The 17809-nt window shown below is 40.2% G+C and carries 16 protein-coding genes; 8 read left to right on the forward strand and 8 right to left on the reverse strand.

The features are described from left to right. Window positions 1-4 precede the first annotated feature (4 nt). On the reverse strand, window positions 5-628 hold the full coding sequence (locus tag MKY65_RS19330) for a 5-bromo-4-chloroindolyl phosphate hydrolysis family protein (protein WP_193065495.1): 624 nt from the start codon (window positions 626-628) through the stop codon (window positions 5-7). 307 nt (window positions 629-935) lie between these two features. On the opposite strand from MKY65_RS19330, the gene coaW reads away from it, so the two are divergent. Genes coaW through MKY65_RS19345 form a run of 3 tightly spaced genes read left to right on the forward strand, consistent with a single transcriptional unit; the run spans window position 936 to window position 3178 of the window. Then, on the forward strand, window positions 936-1727 hold the full coding sequence (gene coaW / locus MKY65_RS19335) for a type II pantothenate kinase (protein ID WP_339179714.1): 792 nt from the start codon (window positions 936-938) through the stop codon (window positions 1725-1727). 30 nt (window positions 1728-1757) lie between these two features. Then, entirely contained in the window at window positions 1758-2897 is a 1140-nt protein-coding gene (locus MKY65_RS19340; RefSeq protein ID WP_339179716.1) for an MBL fold metallo-hydrolase, read from the forward strand. Between the two features lie 14 nt (window positions 2898-2911). Then, on the forward strand, window positions 2912-3178 hold the full coding sequence (locus MKY65_RS19345; RefSeq protein WP_339179718.1) for a DUF3006 domain-containing protein: 267 nt from the start codon (window positions 2912-2914) through the stop codon (window positions 3176-3178). Between the two features lie 146 nt (window positions 3179-3324). Here MKY65_RS19345 and pdxT read toward each other — a convergent pair whose 3' ends face one another. Both pdxT and pdxS read right to left on the reverse strand, forming a co-directional pair. Continuing rightward, window positions 3325-3927 carry a pyridoxal 5'-phosphate synthase glutaminase subunit PdxT gene (gene pdxT / locus MKY65_RS19350; protein ID WP_339179721.1) on the reverse strand — a complete coding sequence of 201 codons (603 nt, stop codon included), beginning with the start codon at window positions 3925-3927 and terminating at the stop codon, window positions 3325-3327. A 24-nt stretch (window positions 3928-3951) separates the two neighbouring features. After that, window positions 3952-4842 (reverse strand): pyridoxal 5'-phosphate synthase lyase subunit PdxS, encoded by an 891-nt coding sequence (pdxS, locus tag MKY65_RS19355; RefSeq protein WP_339179724.1) that lies wholly within the window; start codon window positions 4840-4842, stop codon window positions 3952-3954. Between the two features lie 116 nt (window positions 4843-4958). On the opposite strand from pdxS, the gene MKY65_RS19360 reads away from it, so the two are divergent. From MKY65_RS19360 to MKY65_RS19370, 3 genes are all read left to right on the forward strand, one after another. Beyond that, window positions 4959-6359 carry a PLP-dependent aminotransferase family protein gene (locus tag MKY65_RS19360; protein ID WP_339179725.1) on the forward strand — a complete coding sequence of 467 codons (1401 nt, stop codon included), beginning with the start codon at window positions 4959-4961 and terminating at the stop codon, window positions 6357-6359. A 262-nt stretch (window positions 6360-6621) separates the two neighbouring features. Continuing rightward, complete coding sequence (locus tag MKY65_RS19365) at window positions 6622-8037, forward strand: alanine/glycine:cation symporter family protein (RefSeq protein WP_339179727.1); 1416 nt, start codon at window positions 6622-6624, stop codon at window positions 8035-8037. A 282-nt stretch (window positions 8038-8319) separates the two neighbouring features. Further along, window positions 8320-8550, forward strand: a complete 231-nt coding sequence (locus tag MKY65_RS19370) for a hypothetical protein (RefSeq protein WP_339179729.1) — start codon at window positions 8320-8322, stop codon at window positions 8548-8550. Window positions 8551-8602: 52 nt separating this feature from the next. Here the strand turns inward: MKY65_RS19370 and purU are convergent, their stop codons facing one another. From purU to MKY65_RS19385, 3 genes are all read right to left on the reverse strand, one after another. Further along, on the reverse strand, window positions 8603-9496 hold the full coding sequence (purU, locus tag MKY65_RS19375; RefSeq protein ID WP_042535773.1) for a formyltetrahydrofolate deformylase: 894 nt from the start codon (window positions 9494-9496) through the stop codon (window positions 8603-8605). A gap of 202 nt (window positions 9497-9698) precedes the next feature. Beyond that, window positions 9699-11120 (reverse strand): transposase, encoded by a 1422-nt coding sequence (locus tag MKY65_RS19380; protein WP_339185321.1) that lies wholly within the window; start codon window positions 11118-11120, stop codon window positions 9699-9701. Between the two features lie 351 nt (window positions 11121-11471). Continuing rightward, the gene (locus MKY65_RS19385) at window positions 11472-13367 is read right to left on the reverse strand and encodes a zinc-ribbon domain-containing protein (protein ID WP_339179730.1); all 1896 of its coding nucleotides are present in this window, start codon (window positions 13365-13367) and stop codon (window positions 11472-11474) included. A 285-nt stretch (window positions 13368-13652) separates the two neighbouring features. Here MKY65_RS19385 and MKY65_RS19390 point away from each other — a divergent pair, with 285 nt between their 5' ends. Next, window positions 13653-14123 (forward strand): Hsp20/alpha crystallin family protein, encoded by a 471-nt coding sequence (locus MKY65_RS19390; protein WP_339179732.1) that lies wholly within the window; start codon window positions 13653-13655, stop codon window positions 14121-14123. Between the two features lie 162 nt (window positions 14124-14285). Here MKY65_RS19390 and MKY65_RS19395 read toward each other — a convergent pair whose 3' ends face one another. Together MKY65_RS19395 and MKY65_RS19400 are read right to left on the reverse strand one after the other, a co-directional pair. Further along, window positions 14286-15248, reverse strand: a complete 963-nt coding sequence (locus MKY65_RS19395; protein ID WP_339179735.1) for a Gfo/Idh/MocA family oxidoreductase — start codon at window positions 15246-15248, stop codon at window positions 14286-14288. A gap of 466 nt (window positions 15249-15714) precedes the next feature. Next, window positions 15715-15999 (reverse strand): spore coat protein, encoded by a 285-nt coding sequence (locus tag MKY65_RS19400; protein WP_339179737.1) that lies wholly within the window; start codon window positions 15997-15999, stop codon window positions 15715-15717. Between the two features lie 173 nt (window positions 16000-16172). Between MKY65_RS19400 and MKY65_RS19405 the strand changes: the two genes are divergently transcribed. Further along, entirely contained in the window at window positions 16173-17699 is a 1527-nt protein-coding gene (locus MKY65_RS19405; RefSeq protein WP_339179739.1) for a Ppx/GppA family phosphatase, read from the forward strand. Window positions 17700-17809: the final 110 nt, after the last annotated feature.

Raw genomic sequence — 17809 nt, forward strand, 5'->3', positions numbered from 1 at the left:
CTCCTTATTTTTTAGATCGGCGCAGCGTCTTCTTGGCTACATCCAGCTCAAAATCCAATGTTTCTAGATCATCCCTCAGCATCACTTGCAGATCCTTTTTAATCGTGGGGCTAAAGGCGGTAAGCGTCTGCCTGGTTTCCTTTAATGATTTTTGCATCTCGATAGATGGAGAAGGCTGGCTGGAAAGATACGCATAACGCTCTGATAATTCGACAAGCGAGTCTAAATGATTATAGAAGAAACGCTCTGCCTGATAGAATCGTACCGGTTCTTTTCTTGCGTTGTTATATATTTTTTGAGCCGTTCTTACAATCGTTAAATTCTCCCGCGCATGCTGGAAAGACCTTACTTTGAATAAAGCTTTCTGCATACGTGTGATTTTTCCTCTTGCCTCTTTTAAATTGGCATCAATAAATTTATATTCTTTTTTAGTCAATCCCTGACTTTTAACAAATCGATAATCCATAATCTGTTTTGTGGCTGCATAGGTCAATACGCCCCCAATTGCAGCAAAAAGACTGGTCAACAGGACAGTCTGTCCATATATAAAAAAGCTAACAAGCCATATAGCTGTCAGGCTGACAGCACCAACAAAGCTCTGCATTAAAAATTGCATAATTGCCCGCATATGCTCACTCCTACGTGATTAATCATTCTATCCTAAGTATAATCGTCTATACTCTTACTCTTATTATACTATTACGAACGAGGCTTTTAAAAGTTTCAATTTCTTTTTATTTAAAACCCGTTACATAAATTATTTTCTCATATCTCACCTGCAGTAAGAAATCTTTAACAGCAGCTTTCTCTTCTTCCTCTTAAAGAGACCCCTGTTTAATTTATCTTTATATTAAAAAATATGATAATATAAGAATGAATGTTCTTATATTTGCCGAACCGAAATTAGCAGACTTACATTCATGGAGGGATTTTTAATGAAACGAATTGGTATTGATGCAGGCGGATCTTTAATAAAAATTGCCTATGAAGAGGGAGGCAGGCTTCGATTAAAAACTTTTCCTGCCAAGCAAACCCATGAGGTCATTTCCTGGTTGAAGATGACTGCACCGGAAGCAGCGCTTCAGGTAACAGGCGGAAGAGCTGAACAGATTAAAGCCGACAACCAATCTATTTCTATTTTTAAGGAATTCACATGTGTAATAGAGGGAACAAAGTACTTATTATCGGAAGAAAAAAAGCTTCCGGATACGGATTATCTTTTAGTGAATATCGGCACAGGAACTTCTTTTTTCCACAAACAGAAACGCTTATCAGGAACAGGAGTCGGCGGCGGGTTGTTTACAGGCCTCGGAGCAATTATTGCGGGTACTTCTGATTATCATTCGCTGGTAGATCTGGCCTCTAAAGGAGACAGGACCAGCAGTGATTTGATGGTCTCAGATATTTATCAATCCAGCTATTCGCCTGTCGAGGCTTCTTTGACCGCTGCTAATTTTGGAAAAGATCAGCTGGATCAATCCGTTTCAGCTGAGGACCAGCTGGCCGCATTAACCCAGCTTATTGGCGAGACGATTGTACTGCTTTCCAGCTTAACGTCAAACTCATTAGCTACAAAAGAAATCGTCATGATCGGCGGTGCATTGACCGGAAACCCGCTTTTAAAGCAAGTGATAGGCTCTTTTGAAAGTATGTTTGATTACAATTTAACCTTTTTAGAAAAAGGAGGCCATGCCGGTGCTGTCGGTGCATTATATTACGATGAATAAAAAGAATAACAGGAACAAGGAGAATTCATTTTGAAAAACATTATTTATTTCAGCTTTATAATTATCTTTGCATTGGCAGGCTGTAACGCAGACACAGATACAGCTGCACAATCAAATAGCGTGGACGGAGATTTTCAAGCACATTTTATCGATGTCGGGCAAGGCGATTCCACCTTATTCACTTTCGACGACGGAGAGGAGGAAACGGCAATCCTGTTTGATACGGGGGACTGGCAGGGTAATGAAGTGGTTCCTTACTTAGAGGCACAGGGAATCACAGCAATTGATCTTGTCATTATCAGCCATCCGGATGCAGATCATATCGGTCAGCTTTCCAAAGTCCTGGATCATTTTGCTGTCGATGAAGTTTGGATGTCCGGAAATGAAAGCACCTCCAATACATACCAGACTGCGATGGAAAAAATCCTATCTCAGGATATCAATTATCATGAACCGCGGACCGGCGAGGAGTATGAACTTGGCCCGATTGACTTGGAAGTGCTGTACCCTGAGGACATTTCCGGAAAAGCGAATGAAGAGTCGGTCAGTATTCGTTTAGCCTATGATCAGGTTTCCTTTGTTTTGACTGGAGATGCCGGAGTGAAGGAAGAAAAGGAAATGATAGAAGCTTCTTCGCTTAACAGCACCTTCTTACATTTAGGGCACCATGGCTCCAATACATCCACTGATCCCGCCTTTTTAGATGCTGTCGATCCGCAGGCTGCCATTTATAGCGCTGGAGAAGACAATTCATACGGTCATCCGAGTACAAAGGTTATTGATTTATTAGATGAGGAAAACATTGAGTGGTACGGAACGGATGTAGATGGAAGCATTGTTGTCACGACAGATGGATCATCCTATTCGATTGAAACCGAGATGGGCGAGGATATTACTGTTTCCAAACCGGATGCAGCCGAGGAGGAGAATCAGGATGCTTCCGAAGATACTTCTGCCTCAAACGAGGAAAACAAGGATAGCAGCTGTATTAATATCAATAACGCATCTCAAGAGGAATTAACCGGGATTATTCATATCGGTGACGAACGTGCCAATCAAATAATGGATAAACGCCCGTTCGATACATTCGAGGAGCTGGAGGAAATTGACGGAATCGGTCCGAGCAGAATCGCAGATATGGAAGCCGAGGGTCTGATTTGTGACTTTTAAAGGAGGGAAATAGCATGAAAGGAATTATCGATCGGTTTGAAGGCGAATCGGCCGTTATTTTAGTGGAAGCGGAGAATCGGGAATTACTTGTTCCAAAGAAGGAGCTTCCGAGTGACTGTAAAGTGAAATCAGCGGTAATTGTAGAAGAATCCGCAGGAAAGCATAATCCAATAATCCAACTCGATCCGGAAACTGATCAGAAGAAAAAACAAGTGTCCAGTGACCTGCGGGAAGCTCTATTAAATCGAAAAAAGAATAGTAAACTGAAAAAAAAGAAATAGTTTACCTCCTTTTTCTTTCCATCCAAGAGACTTTATTAATGGTAAGAAAAACTTGCTGCATCATTCTCTTTGAAACGCGAAAAAGAGCTGGTTCACGTATCAGCTCTTTTTCTATGATTTATCATAAAAACATGCAAAACTTTTTATTATACCGTTAATACCGGCTGCTGCCCCACCATCGAAAGGAATAATTCCAGGAATCGATTATCATCAGTCAGCTCCGGATGAAAAGCCGCTACAATTAAATTTTCTTCTCTTGCAGCCACAATTTTATCATCATAGGCAGCTAAAACTTCCACATTCTCTCCTGCCGATTCAATATATGGGGCACGTATAAATACAGCTGGATACGGCTCCTTTATTCCGTTCACATCCAGATTTGCTTCAAAGCTGTCCCGCTGTCTTCCAAAACCATTCCGTTTGACCTGCACATCCATCAGACCTAAATGCAGACTCTGCTCTGCATCTACCTGACCCTTACCAAGCAAAACGAGGCCGGCACAGGTTCCAAAAACCGGCTTCTTGGATTGGGCAAATTGCTGTACAGCTTCTACAAGATTATTTTTCTTCATCAAGCGCCAAATGGCTGTGCTTTCCCCTCCCGGAATAATTAAAGCATCCACCGTTTCAAGCAGCTCTTTATTTTTGATCAGAATCGGCTCATGTCCTGCTTGTTGCAGATGACTCGCATGCTCTTCTGTCGCTCCCTGCATGCCAAGGATTCCGATTCGATATGTTTGTTCACTCATCGTACCCGCTCCCCTTTCAGCGACTTAGAAACTGCGATCCTGCATTCGATCCTCTGCTCTTAACGTTTTCATATCGATACCCTTCATTGCTTCTCCCAAGTCTTTAGAAAGCTCGCCAATTTTTTGATAGTCTTGATAATACGTTGTTGCTTCGACAATAGAACGTGCGAATTTTTCCGGATTTTTTGATTTAAAAATGCCAGATCCGACAAAGACCCCGTCTGCTCCAAGCTCCATCATCAATGCAGCATCTGCCGGAGTTGCCACTCCGCCTGCAGCAAAGTTTACCACTGGCAGTCTGCTTGTTTCCTTCACCTGCAGCAGCACTTCAAACGGTGCTCCAAGATTTTTAGCTTCTGTCATCAGCTCATCTTCGTTCATATGTACAATTCTTCTTACCTGTGATTGCACTTCGCGTAAATGGCGTACAGCTTCCACAATATTTCCTGTTCCAGGCTCTCCTTTTGTACGAAGCATCGACGCACCTTCTCCAATCCGGCGGGCTGCTTCTCCTAGATCACGGCATCCGCATACAAATGGGACAGTGAACGGCTTTTTATCCAAATGGAATAAATCATCCGCTGGTGTCAGTACTTCACTCTCATCAATATAATCCACACCAAGGGATTCTAAAACACGTGCTTCAACAATATGACCGATACGCACCTTTGCCATAACTGGAATGGATACGGCTTCCATCACTTCTTCTACAATACTGACATCTGCCATTCTCGCTACCCCGCCGGCAGCACGAATATCAGACGGGACTTTCTCCAAGGCCATGACAGCAACAGCGCCCGCTTCTTCCGCTATTTTTGCCTGTTCTTTATTAACAACATCCATAATGACGCCGCCTTTTTGCATTTGCGCCATTCCTCTTTTTACACGCTCTGTACCTGTTACTCGATCTGCCATTTTATTTCCTCCTAGATTTTTGATTGATTTTTTATTATTATAAAAATAATATGATATGAATGAAAGTGCCAATTTTGCATCATTTAATGAGGTCAGTTTTTCAAAGGAGAGAGAAAATGGATTTATTATCTGTTCATTTAGAAAAAACAAACAATACCCCTTTATACGAACAGCTTTACGAGTTTATTAAACAGGAAATTGTACAGGAGCGGCTTCCCTATGGTCAAAAACTGCCTTCTAAACGAAAGCTCGCTAATCATTTGGAAGTAAGCCAGAATACAGTGGAAACTGCTTTTGAACAGCTTGTTGCGGAAGGTTATATCGCATCACAGCCCAGAAAGGGATTCTATGTACTGGCACATGGCGATTTAGAATTTGTAGAGCATTCAGATAAAAAGGAGATTTCTGATGCGGAGAAAGAACCATCCGTTTTATTTGATTTTTCTCCCAATAAAATTGATACGGAGGCATTTCCCTTTTCGGCATGGAGAAAGCTAAACCGGCACGTCATTGATGAATCCCATCATGATTTACTGCTGCTTGGTGATGCCCAAGGCGATAAAGAGCTGCGCGAAGCTATTGCCCACTATGTATATCACGCACGGGGAATCGACTGTGATCCGGACACAATTGTCGTCGGAGCAGGTATTGAAGTTTTAATGCAGCAGCTGCTTTCCCTGCTTGCCGGAACGACTATATTCGGCGTGGAGGACCCAGGTTATCAGTTGATGATGAAATTGATTACCCATTTCGGCTTTTTAGGACGAGCCTTAGATATGAATGAAGAAGGCGTGTCCATTGAAGCCGTCCGTCTCTTAGAGCCTGATTACATCTATGTCACTCCGTCCAACCATTTTCCATATGGAACAGTGACCTCCATCAACCGGCGCAATCAGCTGTTACAGTGGGCAAATGAAACAGCGGACCGGTATATTATAGAAGATGATTATGACAGTGAGTTTCGTTATACAGGGAAAACGATACCTCCTATGAAAAAAATGGATTTCAATGACCGGGTTATCTACCTTGGTTCGTTTTCCAAATCATTGATTCCTTCCCTGCGGATTAGCTATATGATTCTACCAAAAGCATTACTGGAGCAGTATCGGAACAGGCTTACTTTTCACCATTCTACCGTTTCGCGAATGGATCAGCATGTACTGGCGCATTTTATTCAGGAGGGTTATTTTGAAAAGCATTTGAATCGAATGCGGAAAATATATAGAAAGAAATTTGAACTGGTCCATCAGCTTTTTGAAGCTTATAAGCCTGCTATTCAACTGCTGGGCGAACAGTCTGGATTGCACATTGTTTGCGAAGTACGAAACGGACTGACAGAAGAGGAGATAATGAGAAGAGCCAGACAGCAAAGAATCAAACTATATCCTATTTCTTATTACGCCTCTAAAAATGCTGTTGTCTCTCATCCACAATTTGTTATTGGCTTTGCAGGACTAAAAGAAGGTGACATCGAAAGAGCCGTGCAACATCTTATCGCTATTTTTCAGTCTGGATAAAATGATGCTGCTTATCCATAGACATTTTAACTGCTATGGGTATGCAGCTGTTATTTTCAATTTCTTAGAAAGTCTCTCTGTAACGCATACATTTCCTGCCCTTTTTAAAAATTAATGGAATTATAATAAATCTATGCTATAATATATTATCTTCTTCTAATCCTATCGGCATATATTTTCATTCCTTGTTATTTTACACCCAATTTTGAAATGTCACCACACAGCGTAAAGAAGCATTTCTCAATAAGAAAGGAAGATATTAATGGATTTCATATATACGATGTTAAATCATTTTAATGATTTTATATGGACATATATCCTGATTTTTGCATTAATCGGATTAGGTCTTTATTTCACTTTCAGAACTAAATTTGTCCAATTTCGTTTACTGCCGGAAATGTTTCGGACTGTATTTGATAAACGTTCCTATGATGCATCTGGAACGAAAGGGACCAGCTCTTTCCAAGCATTTGCAATCAGTGCTGCTTCCCGGGTAGGGACTGGTAATATGGCAGGTGTTGCTACAGCTGTAGCTTTAGGAGGGCCTGGCGCTTTATTTTGGATGTGGATTATCGCCCTTATTGGTGCAGCATCCGGTTTTGTCGAAAGTACGTTAGCGCAATTATACAAAGAAAAAGATAATAACCAATTCCGCGGCGGTCCCGCTTATTATATGGAAAAGGGAATGAATAAGCGCTGGCTGGGCATCACCTTTGCAGTTATGATTACATTTACGTATGGATTTGTATTTAGTTCTGTACAGTCAAATACAATCAGTATCGCATTTGATTCACAATTTAACGTCAGCCCAGTCTGGATTGCTGTTATCCTGACGATTCTTACAGCAGCAGTTATTTTTGGCGGCTTAAAAAGTATCGCCAATGTTTCCCAGATTATTGTTCCATTTATGGCAATTATATATGTCGGCCTGGCATTGGTTATTGTTGCATTAAATATCACTGCCATCCCGGATATGTTTGTATTGATTTTTGAAAATGCATTTGGTGTCCGTGAAGTTGCTGGCGGCGGCTTTGGAGCAGCGATTATGCTTGGCATTCGCCGCGGACTCTTCTCCAATGAAGCCGGAATGGGGGCGGCACCGAATGCTGCGGCGACTGCAGATGTAAGTCACCCGGTGAAACAGGGGCTAGTACAAGCATTAGGTGTCTTCTTCGACACATTGCTTGTTTGTACAGCAACCGGGCTAGTTATTCTGTCAGCTGGAGGATTTGCAGGCAGTGAGGCAGATGGTATTGCTTTAACACAGACTGCCTTCACTCAAATGTTAGGAAGCTGGGCTGGTATATTTATTGCTATCTCTGTTTTCTTATTTGCTTTCACATCTATTCTCGGAAATTATTATTATGGGGAAAATAACCTGGCTTATATCAAAAATTCCAAAGTGTTGATTTTCCTATATCGAATCGCTGCAGTATTAATGGTTATCTTTGGTACATTTGCATCCTTTGATCTTGTCTGGTTATTAGCAGATATATTCATGGCATTGCTCGCCCTGCTCAACCTTTTTGCAATCACTGTCTTGTTTAAGAAAGCCAATATTTTATTAAAAGACTATGTGAAACAAAGAAAAGAAGGAAAAGACCCTGTCTTCTATAAAGATACTCTGGACGACCAGACCGGCATTGAATGCTGGGAACGGGAAACCGAGAAACAATAATCATATCCAAAGAAACCATAGCTGCTTTTGCCGGCTATGGTTTTTCTATGGATACAAGTAGAAATCGTACATAACTTCAGGAGCGGCCTTGCTTAAGAAAAGTTACTTCGTGTTTATAGCTTTCATCTTCCGGGAAGACGGATAATAGCTATTATTTTTTGTGATTAGGGCATATGTTGAATGCAAGAAATTCCGGATTAATGAAGCGTCAATCGATGGAATGCTTCATTTGATTGGACATTTCCATATTTAGAAACCATCCGTAATATGAGGGGGGATATTGTGAATAATAAAAACAGAAGATTCTTAATTATTTCTTTATTCATTAATATGCTTCTGGTAATTGCAGCATTAGCAGGTTTGGTTTATCTTCTTTTTATTAACAAAGCCGATGACACAAGCTCGTCCTCCCTCTTGTTTATCTCATTCTCCATCATCCTGTTAGGTTTTGGTATCAGGTCGATATTTAATATCATTTCGCTTTCTAAAATAAAAAATCAGAAAAATCGTTAACTAATAAAAAAGGGAGTGCCGCAAAAACAATCTGCAGCATTCCCTTTTCTCTTTATTCAAATACAATGGTTTTATTTCCGTGCACAATAATTCGATCTTCTAAATGCCATTTAACAGCCTGCGCCAATACCCTGCGCTCAATGGATTGTCCAATCTTTTTTAAGTCCTCCACATTATGCTCATGGCTGACTGGCTCTGTTCCTTGTTCAATAATTGGTCCTTCATCTAAATCGTTGGTTACATAATGCGAAGTTGCACCAATCATTTTCACCCCTCGTTCAAAGGCACGTTCATACGGTTTTGCTCCGATAAATGCCGGTAAGAAAGAGTGATGGATATTAATGATTCTATCTTTAAATACTTCCACAAACGTTGGAGAAAGAATTTGCATGTAGCGTGCCAATACAATCAAATCAATATCGTAGTCCTCTAAGATTTCCTTTTGCTTCGCTTCTATCTCCGGTTTGGTTTCTTTCGTAACGGGCAGATGGTAAAAATCAATCCCTAATGCTTCTACCATTTTACGGGAATTTTCATGATTGCTGATAACCACTGGAATATTTGCCATTAAATCGCCACTTTGCCATTCCCATAACAGCTCTAATAAACAATGCGGCTCTTTCGAAACAAAAATCGCGATATTTTTCAACTCGTGAACCAGGCTCAGGCGCCAGTCCATTTGAAAACGATCGGCAATCTCCTGAAATTCCTGCTTCAGTTTTTCCACGTCTGTCCCGGTCTGGTATTCAAAATCAAGGCGCATAAAGAATTCGCCGCCTTTTGGATCTTGGGTATATTGATTAGATGTGACGATATTTGCCTGCTGGTTCCATAAAAATGTAGAGATTGCAGACACAATTCCCGGCTGATCTGGACATTTAATCATTAATCTTGCTCTATTTTCGTAACGGTCTTTATAAAAATCCGTCCGTTTATCTGTATACATATTCACTGTCTAATTTCCTCACTTTATTTATATTCGTAAACTATGAAAACTCCCGCCACTTAATTTCATCCGAAATTTGAAGTGGGGGTTTCTGGAGTATCGACTCTCAAAATGACGATTAACCACCAGTGGAGTTGACACATTGGTGTGCTAAAAACACCCAACCCCGCTATCCCATTGGTCCTGCCTTCTGGGATTACTTTTATTTTACAATCAAAGATACTGGCCTTCGTAAAGCTTCAATACTGGAAAAGCTATGTTTAAATGCATCTTTGAAAACTTTCTTCATTATATTTGCAGCACCATTTACATCTGCGTTGATACATTCTTTGCTTTTCGAAAGGTAAAGACCACGTTTGATGCGCTTGCCTGAAAATAAATCATTTTTATTGTGTTGACTATAAACAGGAATTTCATCGTTATCTAGAAAGCTTGCCTTCGACGTATAAGATTCTTCTGTCAACACCACGGTTATCCCATGCTTCTCTGCTTTGTATGTGATCATTTGAATAAGCAGGCTGTGCGGGATAGTGGTAAAGGATTGGTTATTTCTTTTCCCCATATCAGAGCGTTGTTTCCACGCTTTATTCTGACCGATAATGATGGTATCAATATCCTCTTCCAAGGCGATTTTCACGATTTGAAAGCTAGCCTTATGAAATAAGTCTTTGATTTGAAGAAATCTTTTTTGGCTGATTTTCTCCAAACGTTTCGATGTAAACAGACCCTCGTTTGTATTTTTCCCTTGCCGAATAATGCCCGTATAATAGGCTTTTAACTGATTATATCGCTGATTAACAGATTTGATATTTTTGCCCTTCAATAAGACCGGTCTTTTGCCAGTATTTGTGACAATGGTTGCAAGATTATCAATACCTAAATCAACAGACAGAAAACGTTTTTTTGATTCTTTCCTTTCTACTTCTGTATGAATCTGAAAAATTAATTCCACGACATAATGACCATATTTTGGAACCACTCGGACCTGCTTAAGTTTCCCCTCAGAATAACCTAATTTTCCAATATTTAGGCGTTCTTTTGTTTTAGGAAACTTCAAGAATTTATTTTCTTTTACCACACAATCTTGATTTGAAAAGGATATTTCCTTTTCTTTTGAACGACAATATCCTGGTATTTTAGGACATGCTCTAAATTTTGTGGGGTTCTTTTTATATTCTCTCAAACTGCTATAAAAGGATTTCCAATTTTGAAATACTTTTTTCATAATCCCTTGACTCGACTGGATTGGTAAGGACTGATAATCGTTCTGTTTCATCGTTTTAAACAATGCATCCAAAAAACGGTAATAAATATATGGATTATTGTTAGACGGCATCTCAAATAAATGACATTTTATTTCCTTTTGCCGGGGTTCGGCTTTTCCCTTTTCTTTCGCAACCATCCTTTGATAGGCTATCATTTGGTTATCATTCATTTCGGGCAAATGTTTTCGGATTGTTTCCAATATTTCTTCTTGAAGCGGCAGCAGTCCTTTTTCTTGTTTTAAACCTGTAAAAACTTGTCGGATATAAAAGTTAGTTGTATTATGCATATTTTTTCCATGTTGACACATGTTTTGAAAATACACATGCATCCGATGACCTTTTTTTACCCAAATTTGCATGGTTTTATATGCAGCCAATTTATTTTAACCCCTTTTTAAAACGAACATATGTTTTATACCTTTTATAATATCATTAAAGGAAGGGAAATACCACTTCCCTGAACAAAGATTTTGTGGATAGTCTGAATGATGCTTTTGCTTTAAAGAAAGAAGAAGAAAGAAGAAGAAATTCTTTATATTTTCTTAACCTCTAAAGTACTAAACCGTCAATTCACCTCCCACCTAAAATTCCGTGAAATTTTTGAGGAAGGAGTCCTCTTGGCTTTAAGGATAGATTATCGGAAAAGAACACATCTGGTCAAGTGTTTTATCAAAAGGATACAGCCAAAGTTTCCCCTCTGGCTGTAACGGTTATTCTAAATTCGTCAGCTGATACCCTTCATCTGTCAGCTCCACCGTGTAAGTCCACTGATAATCTTCTGTTTCTGACTCGCCGCTGGCGTATATTAATTCAATCGTTTCACTTGTTGTTACTTCCCATGTTTCGGAGTCTACTTCTTCCACATCTTCCACGGAAACAGACTGTACCTCCTGCCTCATTTCGCTGTCCGATAAACGCTCCACCAAATCACGCTGCATCGTTTCTAAGCTGCTTCCAGAAGCAATGTATTCAGCAACCAGATCATAATCACCTGTGTTAATCGCATCTACTAAACTGTAAACATAATAGTCGACGGCTAATTCAACATCTGCAATTTCTGCTTCGCCGGAGCTGCTGTCTTGGTTATCCTCGCTGTCAGCATCATCTTCATCCTCCAGCACAACACCTTCATACTCCTCGCCAGATGCTGCAAAAAATTCATAATCAACATTCCCCGGAGCAAAATTATCCGAAAAATAATGCATATCCCATTCGCCGCTGTCTGCAAGATATTGAACAATAAAAACAGCTTCCAGCTCTATTTCTTCGTACTCTGAATCAGGGTCATAGGTACCTGTCATATTCAGCTGCACAGGAATTTGGAAGGCAGGGTTATCTGTTGCATAATATTCTGCATCTGCCAAAGCAATCCCGATTTCATCTAATCTGCCGCTGAATCCATTATCATAATACGTAAAAAGTTCATCCTCTAATACTTCACTTAATTCATCTGAAACATTTTCAATCACAGATGCATCCAGCTTGGCTGTTGCTTCTACATAATTTTCACTAAAGTTTGTGATGACTTCTTTGATTTCTTCTTCAGCTTCTTCATTGAAGTAATCCGTAATATACACATCATGTTCCCTGTCTGTAATCGCGATCGGTTCAATTTCAAGATCTCCCCAATCTGCTTTGACAACCCCTGTCAACTCCATGGAACCATCCAGCAACAGCGGCCCGGCTGATACATAACCGCTATCCATATTCGTTTCAAGGGGTTCTTCATTAATCAATAATTCCATCGAATTGTACGGCAAATCACCAGCAAACATTTCATAGAAAGTCACTTCGCCTACTTCTAATTCCGAATCATAGCTGTTATACGTATCCATTAACCGGACGTTCTGGCTCTTCGAAGCTTCTCCGTAATCTGTTTCAAAACTGCTTGCCGCTTCATAAATCCCGGGAGCTAATGGACCATATTCAATATAATCAGAGGATGCATCGGCCTCTTCAATGCTGCCGCCGTTAAAGGTTGTTGTCACCCCTTCTACATTAGAATAGACAGTAACGTACTGCGGCTCGGCTGCTACATCGTATTGCGTGAAAAACAAGAATGCTTTTTCATTGGATTCTTCCATATCAAAAACAGGAAGTTCGTCAAATAGCACTTCGGAATCTCCCTCACTGATAAAAGCGAATTCCTCCTCTTCCCTCATCGCAGCCAAAGCATTGGCCTCCTCAGCAGAAAGCTCCTTGCCGTCTACTGTCATCATCTTTTGAATCGTTTCAGTATCTCCCTCAGCCATCGCACTTGCAAAACGATCTGCCGTGTTTTCCTCAGAATAATACCTATATCCCCAAATACCTAAACCAATGACACATAATGCAATGACGCCAAGTATTCCTGTCAATATTTTTTTCTTTTTTGTCATCGGCTTCTTTTCTTTATTCACCTGTCGTGTCTGCTGCTCGCTTCGTGTCTGATTTTCTTCCTTGCCAGCTTGCTCTATCGGTGTTTTCTTCTCTGCAGCTTCTTTTTCCGTTTCCGGCGCTATGGCTTTATGTTTTGGCGCCTCGCTGCTTACCTTTGTTCCGCAATGCTTACAAAATTGCGCTCCGTCCCCAATTGGCTTTCCACATTCTTTACAAAATTTACTCAATCTTTTCTCTCCCTCTTTTTCGTAGCATGAACGCCTATTGCTTTTCCTTATATATAATGGAAAAACAAACGCTTCCTCTCGTTTTTTAACAATGCCTATGTACAGAAAATAGAAAATTACAACATTATTTTCTGCACTCTTTTCTTATATGTCATATGCGCACAGCTTCTGCACTGCCTGCATACAATATTCTTATCACGTCACAACCATAGGCTGATTCCATAATAGATACAGCTCCCGCCTCGTGTAAGAAATAATCAAAAGTTATCTTTAGGAGGTTTTTTAATGGATTCCGATAAGCATGATTCCCGTTCTGATAAGAAAAAAGTTTTCCCTGAAAATTGGAATATTGATTTTACCCCCTTCCAAGAGTTCGTCGATCGAATGGATAATTTATTTTCACGCTCTTTTAAATCATTCCAGGGCCAGATACTTAATGATTTTCCCGCAGAAATCATAGAGGAAAAAAATCACGTTTATGTAAAAGCAGAAGTTCCTGGATACCGCCGGCAGGATATTCAAATTGAAATCATAGGAAATCAAATAAAAATAATATTAAATAAGGACGAAAGCCTATCCGTACAGACTGAAAAAGAAAACGTAAATAAAAAAGCCATCGAGCGGAAAGAACGCATTATTACACTCCCTTTTAATATACCAAAAAAAAGCATCACGGCAACCCTTGAGAATGGAATTTTAATCATAAAAATCCCAAATCAATCCATATCTCCCCATATAATAGATATTGAAGACTAATAAGCAGCTGACAAAGTCATACAATGAACTGCAGGAAAATTCGCAGCAAGCCTGCTTCTGCGAATTAATTCCCCAATAAAAAATCGCCGTATGACAGATTTCATACAGCGATTTTTTTATCATGTAGAAAAGCAAAAAACTTCTACCGAATAAAGTTTCGTTTTATAATCCGACCTGACTTCGTGCATCCTCTAAAACTTCAGCGGCTGCAATCGTATGATCGATTAATTCCTCAAATATTTTCTCATCATGATTTTTGATAATTTTATTGATATGAATAAATTCATAGGAAAGTCTTGCCCGGTCCTGTTTTACAGAGATGTCCTTTGTTTTTCCATCAATCGTGATTTTTACATTTCTTGCACCGTTTGCGCCAGGCTTAATATACATATAGCCTTCTTCTCCCTGAATCGAGACAAAATTTTCGCCAGTGGTGTCCTTCGATCCGACACAGCTTGCTTGAAAACCTGGATAGGAAAGTAAGGCGATACCGGAAGTATCTATGCCATTTTCGTACAAATTCGCTTTATAAGTAACCTCTTCCGGCTTGCCAAATAAACGCAATACAAAATGGAGATTATAGATATTGATATCCGCCAATGCACCGCCTGCAAATGCAGGATTAAACATATTGGTCACCTCTCCAGCTTTTAATTGATCGTAGCGGCTGGAATACTGGCTGTAATTACATTGAATCAGCCGGATAGGTCCTAATCGTTCAATATGCTTGGACAGCTCTAGAAAGTTAGGTAAAAACAAAGTAGGGATAGCTTCAAAAACAAACACTTGATTTTGTATCGCTGCCTCCTTCAGCTCCTTCGCTTCCTTGGCAGTCGGCGTGAACGGCTTTTCACAAATAACATGCTTTTTATTTTCTATCGCTTGAAGCGCCTGCTGTTTATGCAGTTGATTAGGGGAAGCTATATATACGGTATCTATCTCTTCATCAGCAAAAAAATCTTCCAAAGATGTATAGGTTTTCGGGATTTGAAACTCGTCGGCTAATCCATCCGCTGTTTCTTGTTTTCTGGAATATGCAGCAACACAGTTTACTTCTTCAACTGGTTCTATTGCCCGCAGCATCTCCTGAACAATCTTACCAGATCCAATTGTGCCTAATTTCATACTAACCAACCTTTCTTATTTATGATATTAACTAATTGATAAAACGAAACTTCGTTCTGCGGGAGTTTTTGACGCACAAATGTTTCCGATGGGGCGAGTAATCGCAGTCCCAGGACGTCGCGAACTTAGTCTGTTTCCTTAATTCTCCCACAGAATTAGCCTAAGTGATTCAGGGAGTTAGTGTCCGTTATCTCTCGCTTATATAAATAGTTTTCCTACTTTATTTCGAAGCGGGAGTTTTACGGACGGTTCTCCGTGGTAGATTTACTAAATGTATCCTTTTATACAATTAATACAAAACACTTACTCTTATCATAACACAGGATGCATTCATTTTCAGAAAAATTACTGGCTGGTCAGTGGGGAAGCATTTACCGGGCAATAGATTACGTACATTGTTTTTACCCTTCTCCTCATACTAAAAAGGCAAGCTGATGCGTTCCCAGCTTACCTTTCATTCCTTTTATCAATATCCATAAGGATAATAGCCATACGGCGGATATGGATAGTATGGAGGATAAGGATAATATGGCGGCGATCCTCCTATGTCATCTAGCAGTAACCCTGTCGCCAATCCTCCCAAAAATGGCACGCCAAATCCAAATACAGGATTTCCATAAAATGGTCTCGGATGGTGATATGGCCTTCTGACTTCTTGATAGTTGAATTGGTTAGTTAATCCGGCAGGGTTATAAAAGCTATATGGATACATTCCCTGCTGATTTTCTGCAGGTACATTGAATTCATTCATTCCATTGCCCTCCTTCCATTGCTTCCTACCAAGATATGCATCTACCCAGAGAAGTGATAATTGAAGGCTTTTTCTTATTTTTGTTCCTGCCGCAACGCAGCAATGCCAGCTTATTTCTCTGCAAATGTGTTAAACTAAAAAAAAATCAGACAAAACAACAGGAGGCGAAAGAAATGAAGAAGCAACATTATGCGATCATCGATATTGGCTCCAATACCATGCGTTTAGTCATTTATGAAAAAACAAAGGGGAACCGGCTGAAAGAAATAGAAAACGTAAAAGCCTCCTCCAGGCTGCGTACCTTTTTAGAAGAGGATAATACCTTAAACCAGGCCGGGATTGACCGTTTAATTGATACATTGAAAAGCTTTCAGGAAGTGCTGGATACCTATACCTTACGGGACACCATCTGTGCGGCTACAGCAGCTGTCCGGCAAGCGGAGAATAAAAAAGAAATTGAAACCCAAATCGTGGAGCGTACAGGATTAAATATCCGCATTGTAAGTGAACAGGAAGAAGCCTACTATGGCTATTTAGCAGTTATCCATTCTACCTCTCTCACAGAAGGAGTTACCGTAGATATCGGCGGGGGAAGTACGGAAGTGACCTATTTTGAGAACCGCGAACTCAAGGAATCACACAGTTTTCCTTTTGGGGCGCTTACCTTAAAGGATTTCTTCCACAAGCCCATTCCGACAACCGAAGAGCTCTCCAAGCTGCGCCACTATCTAAAGGATCAATTCGCAACACTTCCATGGCTTGCAGATAAAGAGGTCAAATTGGTTGCCATCGGCGGAAGTGCGCGTAATCTGGCTCAGGTCCATCAAAATCTGGAGTCTTATCCGCTAGCAGGTCTGCATGAGTATCAAATGTTCCAAAAGGATATTATGGAAGTAAGCAATCATTTAACTTCTCTGAAACCGGCTAAATTAGCAAAAGTAGAAGGACTTTCCAAAGACAGAGCGGACATTATTATTCCAGCAATCGAAGTCTTTCACTGCCTCTATCAGACGGTTCAGGCAGAAAGCTTGATCCTAAGCCGTAAAGGGCTGCGGGATGGCGTATTGTATGAGCATTTAGCCAAGCAATCCGATTCCTCCCTCTTTCCAAATGTATTAGAGGAAAGCATTCAGGAGCTCGTGAATGACTTTGACCTGAATCGTAAACATATCAGCCATGTCCAAAACCTGACCGGGCAAGTATTTGATTTTTGCAAAGAAAATGGACTGATTCATCTGGACAAGCAGGACCGGAAGCTGCTTAAAATGGCAAGCTATTTATTTAATCTCGGAGAATATATTGATTCCGAGTCAAGCCCGCAGCATACCTTCTACCTTCTGGCTAATCGTACCATTGATGGATTAGAGCACCGGGAACGTCTGAAGCTTGCACTGGTTGCTTCGTTTAAAAATAAAACCGTCTTCAAGCAATTTATTCAGCCCTATAAATCATGGTTCCTAAAGGAAGAGCGCCAGAAATTATTAGATTTGGGATCTTTATTAAAATTCACTTATTGCTTAGACGCGACCAAAAGGCAGATTGTCGAGAAAATAGAGTTTACATCAAAGAAAAAGACCGTCATTATTCGTATATATACGAAAGGTAATGCCATGCCGGAAGAATACCAGGCAGAAAAACAGAAAAAGCATCTGGAAAAAGCAATTGGAAAAGACGTAGATCTGGAATTTATTGTTTTGTAATGGTGAGAAGTTAAACTTGCAGGAGACAGCTGTTACAGACCCCTCCTGCCAAAACAAATTGTTCACACAAACTTTACACCTCTTTAACATACTTTACGCGGAAAAGGATT

Source organism: Oceanobacillus sp. FSL W7-1293, assembly GCF_037969815.1.
In the GTDB taxonomy this organism is placed as follows: domain Bacteria; phylum Bacillota; class Bacilli; order Bacillales; family Amphibacillaceae; genus Oceanobacillus; species Oceanobacillus oncorhynchi.